This window comes from Butyrivibrio sp. YAB3001 (assembly GCF_900112195.1).
Taxonomy (GTDB): Bacteria; Bacillota; Clostridia; order Lachnospirales; family Lachnospiraceae; genus Butyrivibrio.
Genome location: NZ_FOKR01000017.1, coordinates 7,962 through 15,618, shown reverse-complemented (window position 1 = coordinate 15,618; position 7,657 = coordinate 7,962). Strand labels below are relative to the sequence as shown.

7 protein-coding genes are annotated in these 7,657 nt (G+C 41.9%); 6 read left to right on the top strand and 1 reads right to left on the bottom strand.

Annotation, left to right across the window (positions count from 1 at the left end; genetic code table 11):
* Positions 1-215, bottom strand: a 215-nt coding sequence (locus tag BM086_RS21280) for a hypothetical protein (RefSeq protein ID WP_207650996.1), incomplete at its 3' end; no start/stop codon positions are given.
* A gap of 413 nt (positions 216-628) precedes the next feature.
* Here BM086_RS21280 and BM086_RS15585 point away from each other — a divergent pair.
* The 6 genes from BM086_RS15585 to BM086_RS21060 form a co-directional block, all read left to right on the top strand.
* On the top strand, positions 629-2,806 hold the full coding sequence (locus tag BM086_RS15585) for a SpoIIE family protein phosphatase (RefSeq protein WP_175560316.1): 2,178 nt from the start codon (positions 629-631) through the stop codon (positions 2,804-2,806).
* 77 nt (positions 2,807-2,883) lie between these two features.
* The gene (locus tag BM086_RS15580) at positions 2,884-4,521 is read left to right on the top strand and encodes a SpoIIE family protein phosphatase (protein ID WP_092328875.1); all 1,638 of its coding nucleotides are present in this window, start codon (positions 2,884-2,886) and stop codon (positions 4,519-4,521) included.
* A 57-nt stretch (positions 4,522-4,578) separates the two neighbouring features.
* Positions 4,579-5,448 (top strand): hypothetical protein, encoded by an 870-nt coding sequence (locus BM086_RS15575; RefSeq protein WP_141107764.1) that lies wholly within the window; start codon positions 4,579-4,581, stop codon positions 5,446-5,448.
* A 48-nt stretch (positions 5,449-5,496) separates the two neighbouring features.
* Positions 5,497-5,802: an STAS domain-containing protein gene (locus tag BM086_RS15570; protein ID WP_175560315.1), complete on the top strand. Its 306-nt coding sequence runs from the start codon at positions 5,497-5,499 to the stop codon at positions 5,800-5,802.
* A 53-nt stretch (positions 5,803-5,855) separates the two neighbouring features.
* A complete protein-coding gene (locus BM086_RS15565) occupies positions 5,856-6,713 on the top strand; it encodes a GNAT family N-acetyltransferase (protein ID WP_092328864.1) in 858 nt (285 codons plus the stop codon).
* A gap of 18 nt (positions 6,714-6,731) precedes the next feature.
* On the top strand, positions 6,732-7,657 hold a 926-nt coding region (locus BM086_RS21060), incomplete at its 3' end, for a hypothetical protein (RefSeq protein ID WP_207650995.1).

Genomic DNA, 7,657 nt, shown 5'->3' with positions numbered 1-7,657 from the left:
ACACCTGGGGCTATCGTGTTTTTTACTTCCAGGTCAATTATGGACTCAGGATCAATATGTAACACAGAAGCAATAAGCCCTTTGAGAGCAAATTTGTTTTGCTGAAAGACTATTCGGAACATGTAGTCATTAGTCATGCCGATTTCTATTGGCCCTGTGGCGTTAAGATAATCCTTTTGGGTAAATTTGTTGATGATTCTTGATTCTTGTAACAATTAATAAAACCTTCTTTCGTAAAAAATATTTCTCAAATGCAAAAGATGCTAATGAGGAAGTTTGGCGAAGTGCCAAAATGATGGCTCAGAAATGAACCGAAAGAAATGATAACAGATTATGAGAGAAAAATCTTTGCGATTTTCTTAAGATTTTCTTAAGAATTTCTTTAGATGGAAGATAATGGCAAATTATGGGTCATAAAGGGGCTAATAAAAATAAAAAATATCTGTTACGTATAAAAAGATAAAAATCCGATAATAAATCCATAAAAAAGCGAATAGCAGCACTTACAAATACACGCAATCATATAAAATATAATCACTATTTGTTATAATAAAGCTGTATTTTGCCCTATGAAATAATGAAGGATTTTGTTGAGATAAACGGCATATTTTCTGTAAAAAAGGTGATTATGAAAAATAGAAAGAAAGCCTCGAAGGGACTACAGAAAAAAGTTTTTAGGCTATGTATTATGCTTGTGATAACTGCAATCTGCGGGTTTGCAATCATGGGTATGATTCAGCTTCGCACGCTTTTAAAGATGGCAAATGAAACCGGCCAGACACAGGCAAAGACAGTCCGTGCGCAGTCTGAAACTTCAATGATGCAGATGGCGGAGGAAAGCATGAAGAACATGGCCTTTCAGGCTGCGGACAATACTGACTGGGAGATGTGGGAACTTAGAAGCGAAGCAGTTCTTTTGGCAGCGCAGGCAGAGGATATATTCAGACATCCCGAAAACTACGGAGAATGCCTGATAGATGCTCCAAAGAAAGAAAACGCCGGCAAGCTTACCCTTCAGCTTATGTTATCCGATTGGGCAAGTCCTACTCAAGAAGATATGGTGATGGTAAGAAAGCTTGCAAATCTGGCGCCTATGATGGAACAGATGATCAGGAACAATGAGTATAATACTCAGGATCTGATTATTTCACTACCTAATGGCGTTTCTCTTTTTATGGACATAACTTCGGAACAGAAATTTGACGAAAATGGAAAGCTCCTAACTTATGATTCAAAGGAACGACCATGGTGGCAACAAGCTGTGGAACAAAAGGATGTGGTCCTTACCCATGCCGTACACAGTACGCTTTTGAACAAAAGTGAGATTGATTTTGGAGTGCCGATCTATCTTGATGGAAAGCTTATGGCAGTGGTAGAAAGCTCTGTGTCGCTGGATACTTTTCAGAATTTTGTTTCAGAAGTGACAATAGGGGACGGCTTATTTTCTATTGTAGTCAGCAATGATGGGAAGCTGGTATATTCTCCCTTTGATGAGGGGGAGCTTAAGATGGATCAACTTCTTTCTACGGATATCGTTGATCTGGATAATGATGAACTGGATGCTTTGCTGCAGAGATCATTCAAGGGAGAGCTTGGCTTTTCTGAAGTGACCATAAATGGAAAGCGGCACTATGTGGCCTATGCACCAATGATAACAACTAAATGGGCGCAGCTTTTGTTTATGGAGAAAGAGATTTTGGAAGAGCCAACTGAAGCTTTACTGGCACAGATGGACGAAACCTCTAGAAAAACGATAAAAAAATATGAGAAGAGTTTCAGGCAGTCCTCCTGGCTTACTATCATCGTAATGATCCTTCTTGTGACAAATGCGATTCTTGTAGCAATGATGTTCTCTGGGAAACTTACGAATCCCATCAACCGAATGACTGAAGCAGTTGGCCAGATTGAGGGAGATAATTTCAAGTTTGAGATGGATGATATCTACCGCACAGGAGACGAGATAGAGCTTTTGGCAGAAACCTTCGGTGAACTGTCTGAGCGTACCAAAAAGTACATCAGAGAGATTATGGAAATCACAGCAGAGAAGGAAAGGATTGGCGCGGAGCTCTCCGTGGCTGCCAAGATTCAGCAGGATATGCTTCCGCAGAAATTTCCTCTTTATCCTGATAGAAAAGAATTTGAGTTATATGCTTCCATGGATCCCGCAAAAGAAGTGGGTGGAGATTTTTACGATATCTTTATGATAGACGAGAATCATCTGGCACTTGTTATGGCAGATGTTTCGGGGAAGGGAATTCCTGCTTCACTATTTATGGTGATAAGTAAAACGCTTCTAAAAAACCGGTCCCTGTTGGGCGGTTCACCCTCAGAAATCATAACTGATGTGAACAGGCAGCTATGTGAAGGAAATAAGGCTGCTATGTTTGTCACGGTCTGTTTTGCCATCGTGACGCTTTCTACAGGTGAGGTTGTTGAGACAAATGCAGGGCATGAAAAGCCACTTCTGCTAATTGAATCAGAGGGAGAGAAAACGGCGGTTCGTGAAGTGGGAACTGAGCATGATGTGATCCTGGGAGGAATCAGAAAGGCTAGATTCCACGAGGATACGTTTATGATGAAACCTGGGGAACAGCTCTTTATTTATACGGACGGAGTGACTGAAGCAAAGAATAAAGAAGGAACCATGTATGGAATGAAAAGGCTCATGGAGGCACTGGACAGAAATAAGAGCGAAGATCCTAAGGAGCTGCTTCATAAAGTCAGGGAGGATATTGACCGTTTTGTGGAAGGGGCAGATCAGTTTGATGATCTTACCATGTTAAGTTTCAAGTATCGTGGAATGTAAAAAACTGTTTGTAAGGAGCAAGTCCTTCGGCAAAATCGAATTGGAATATTTCAGGCGGAGCAGGATTTGCAATAACGATGGTCGACGATGATGAATACTATGTTGCATATGCGCCTATTGAAACTGTGGGATGGAGACAGCTGATCTTTGTAAATAAAGAGGAAGCCGATGCCACTATGGTAGATCTGCTGCATAAAGTGGATGATGCTTCCAAAGAAACCATTTGGGAATACCGTAGGAGTTTTCATATGTCGTCCTGGCTGATGATCATTGTAATGGTTCTCATTCTTGTAAACGCAGCTATTGTTGCGCTTTCATTCTCAAAGAGACTGACAATACCCATCAATCGTATGACTCAGCGGGTAAGGGAAATTACGGGAGAAAACCTGTTTTTTGAGATGGAGGATATTTATCTGACAGGGGATGAGATTGAGATTTTAGCAGGAGCTTTTGGAGATCTTTCTGAGCGTACCAGAGAATATATAGACAGAATTACTGAAATTACAGCGGAAAAAGAGCGTTTCGGCGCAGAATTATCAGTGGCAGCGCAGATTCAGCAGGATATGCTGCCGCAGGTATTTCCTCTCTATCCGGAAAAAACGGAGGTCGATGTGTATGCTTCCATGGATCCGGCCAAAGAAGTGGGAGGAGATTTCTTTGATATCTTTTTGATAGATGATGATCATATGGCATTTGTGATGGCGGATGTTTCAGGAAAGGGAGTGCCTGCTGCTCTTTTTATGGTAATTAGCAAAACTCTCATAAAAAAACGCACTATGATGGGTGGGACTCCGTCGGAGATTCTCTATGATGTGAATAACCATCTGTGTGATGGAAACAAGGCCTTAATGTTTGTGACGGTCTGGCTTGGAATTCTTACTCTTTCTACAGGAGAACTTTTGGAATCCAATGCGGGGCATGAAGATCCTTTCCTTATGAAAAAGAAGGATGGTGAGCACGGCACTTTATACGAACAGCTGATAATGCCCCATGATGTTTTTTTGGGATTTATGAAAAATGTGGAATACAATGAGGATTCGTTTGTCTTAAGACCGGGAGATCGACTTTTTATTTATACGGACGGTGTGCCGGAAGCAACCAATACAAATGGAGAACTATACGGGATGGATCGATTGGGAGATGTATTAAATCGTAATAAAGACGCAGAACCTAAGACACTTCTTTCAGAGGTGCGCAAGGATGTTGACGCTTTTGTAGGGGATGCGGATCAGTTCGATGATCTGACCATGCTTGATTTTATTTACCACGGCGAAGAAGGGTGCGGTAAGAGTCTGAAACTTACAGTTCCTGCCGTTAGAGATAGCCACGAAGCCGTACGGTTATTTGTGGATGATGAACTTGAGCGTGTCGGGTGTGAGATAAAGAGCCGCAGGCAGATCAATATGGCAGTGGATGAAATCTTCACCAATGTTGTTAGCTATGCTTATCCTGAAAGTGAGGAAGGAGAAGTGACAGTTGACTTAAGATATAATGCCGGCGGAAAAGAAATCGAGATCTCTTTTATCGACAGTGGAAAGCCTTACGATCCGCTGTCGCAGGAAATGCCTGATGTAGAGGCTTCGGGGAGAGAGAGAAAAGCCGGAGGACTGGGAGTTTTTTTGGTGAAAAAACTTATGGACGATGTGCGATATGAATATAAGGATGGGAAGAACGTCCTGATGATAAAAAAGAGCTTTAGCTGCGAACAATCTTAAGTATTGAAGGAAGATAATCCCTTCAGTGCAAAATGCCATTATTTAATGAGGAGACAAATGATGTATACAGCGATTTTGGATGAGGACAACATAGAGGAATATGCTGCATATCTTGGTGAAGATGAGGCTGAGAATATAGGGAGAGCTTTTTTCCGGGGGCTTGTGCTTCTTGATGATCTTGATGAGCCACTTGGTGGTATGATCTGGGAATTAAAGAACCTGGAAGAGGGGCAAAATGTGGAGAGCCATATACACTGGTTTGATGCTGGTAATGAAGAAGAGGCCGATGCGCTTTTTATGCGCTACAGTGAGATGATAGCGGATGATGGTGTTGAGAAATCAGAGGTATGCATTCAGGCCACCAGAGAAAACTCCAAGATGAAAAAAATCCTTAAGCAGCAGGGATTTGATGTGCATCTCATGGAGGGGGATGATGTGGCAGTTGGTCTGTCTGAGATTTTGAATATGCCTATCTTTAAAAAGAGCCATAGTCCGTCGGGGTGCATTTATTCTTTGGAGAATATGGAGCTTCGAAGCTACCGGAGGATTATTGCTAAACTTGACACATTGGGACAGAAAGGGACTTGCGAGGATCTAAGTTATCTGCCACTTAGCTATTTTGAAAAGAATATATCCTGCTACTATGAGGATGAAAATGGAATACAGGGGCTATTGTTGTTTCACAGGTCTCCATCAGGGAGCCTTTATCTTAAGGTGATGAGAGCAGTGGCAGAGACTCAGAAAGAAGCAACCATGATACTTATGCAGATGCTTTTTTATGCAGTGGAGTACATGAGAGAGAATTGTTCTGACAGTACCCAGATAATTGTTGACAGGCATAATGATGCAGCTTTTCTTTTGGCGGAGAAGCTTTATCCAAGAGGTTTTGGCAAGCCGGTATATTGTGGGAGCCGAATGGAAAAGTAATCGGATCAGAAAACATATTTTTTACCATGAATGAGAGAGGAGATATATATGCTTACAATCACAAAATCAAAGGAAGATGAGAAACTGACTGTAACGATAAAAGGGCAGATGGATTCATCTAATGCATCAATGTTTTCTGAAACAGTGGAGGAAGATCTTGATGATGTCATGGAAATATTCATCGATATGTCAGAACTTGAATATACTACTTCTGCAGGACTGAGGGAAATGCTGGCGGCATATCAGGTTCTGGATGAGAAGGATGGCAGGATGGTGCTGATGCATCCAAATGATGAGATAAAAGAGGTTCTGAATCTTACAGGCTTTGTGCACTTTCTGGAAGTAGCGGATTAGTTTTTAAAAAGATTTTTTGATGCGCAGGAGAACAGAGGAGAAAGGAGCAAGAGATGAAGATCATACGGCTGGATGAGGAGTTGCTGGACTACTTTGGTGCAATGGATTATTTTGACAATCTGCATTGTCTTGTACATCCGGGAAGCTTTGCGCTTGGAGCTACTATGCAAAGAGAGGATGGTACGGATGAACCGGCTGCAATACTTGTGGCTGAAGTGGAAGATGATGCGCTTATGATACGCTGGCTTTATGTAAAGAGTGAGTACAGGTGCTGCGGGATTGGAAGCAGTCTTTTACAAATGTGTTTTCAGGAGGCCAGGGAAAGGAAAATGAAACGCGTTCTTTCCAGAATTTCCGAAGAGTATCTTGAGGCAGCGCCTGAATGGGACCCTGAGCGTTTTTTCATGGAATGTCTCTTTGAAAAAGAAGAATCTGTCATGAAGGAGTATGTACTGCTGGTTAGTGACCTTCAAACAAGCGCGGAGGTGAAAAAAGCAGCAAGGGTGAATGCTTATGTTATGCCATTTGCTGACCTTACGGAAGATGAAAAGAAAAGCGTGCGCGATCAGGTTGGAAAAGAACTCTCCATCGGCTTTGATGAGGATTTAAGTTATGTCTTTACAAAAAAAGGAGAGTGTAAAGCAGCTCTTTTTGTGAGAAGGTACGGACGGGTTATTTATCCATTTCTCCTATACGGGAAGGAAAAAAGTGATAAGGAAATGCTGGTAAAGGCAGCTTTCTGTGACCTTAAGGACCTGGATCCGGTGAGTGTTTTCAGGGTTGAGAGTAGTACTCTTGCCGGAGAAGAGATACTGGAAACGATGTGCGTGCCGAATAAGAAATATCTGATCAGTTATCGGGAAGCACGGATGATGGCTTATGAAAAGCTCTTGAAAGCGGAAAACGCTTGACTTTGACAGGAGGTATCTATGGCACTTTCAGAACAGCAAAAACAGGAAATGAAACGGGATGTTTTTACCATTCAGACCCAGGAGGAACGACAGGCAGTACAACTGTCAAAGGTGGGCGAGAAATTTTCAGAAGATCAGCGCCGGCTCCATAATGTTAAAGCGGCAGAGCGGGATGTCCTTAAAATAAATAAAATCCTGAATCATAAGGAGGAACTGACTCTCAAGGATGAAGATCATATGGACCTTGTGTTACGTCAGAATCGAAATCTGAATTTTCTTTTTATGAATCAGGAAAAATGGAGTGGCGACAGTCTAATCATGCAAGAAATCAAGAAAACACTTAGAAGTTATGAAAATCTTTTGCATGAGAAAACTAATGACTCAAAGAGCAGGGAAGAGCTGGCTGGTACAGCAGTCGCTTTTTGTGATGAACTGGTAAGTAGTTGTGAGGCCTATCTGTCCAGAGGAAGGTCATTCTTTTTCTGGAGATGGGGACGCTTTGAGGCTGTCAATCAGCTCAAACAGAGGATGTTAGAGGAAAAGCGGCTTCTTTCTAATCTTAGTACGAATGAATGGACAAAGAGTTTTGGTCATGTGGCAGATGGGGCAGATAGCCTCAGAGACCTGTTAAATGAACATACCATTGGTGGAAGGCTTAAAAAGCATCAGGAAGCTGTAAAGAAGAACAAGAAAGCAGACGAAGAAAATCCAGAGCATGTATTAGAGCGAAGGGAAAAGACAAAGGAAGCGGACGTTACATATAAGAGTCCAATTGCCTTGACAGAAGAAGACTTAAAAGAGCGGGAAGAAAGAGAAAAGGCGGATAAGAAAAAGGCGGTTAAAGAGCGGCAGGAAAATATAAGAAAAGCAAGGGAAAAGGACGAAGAGAATCCAGAGCATGTATTAGAGCGAAGGGAAAAGACAAAGGAAGCTGATGTTGATTA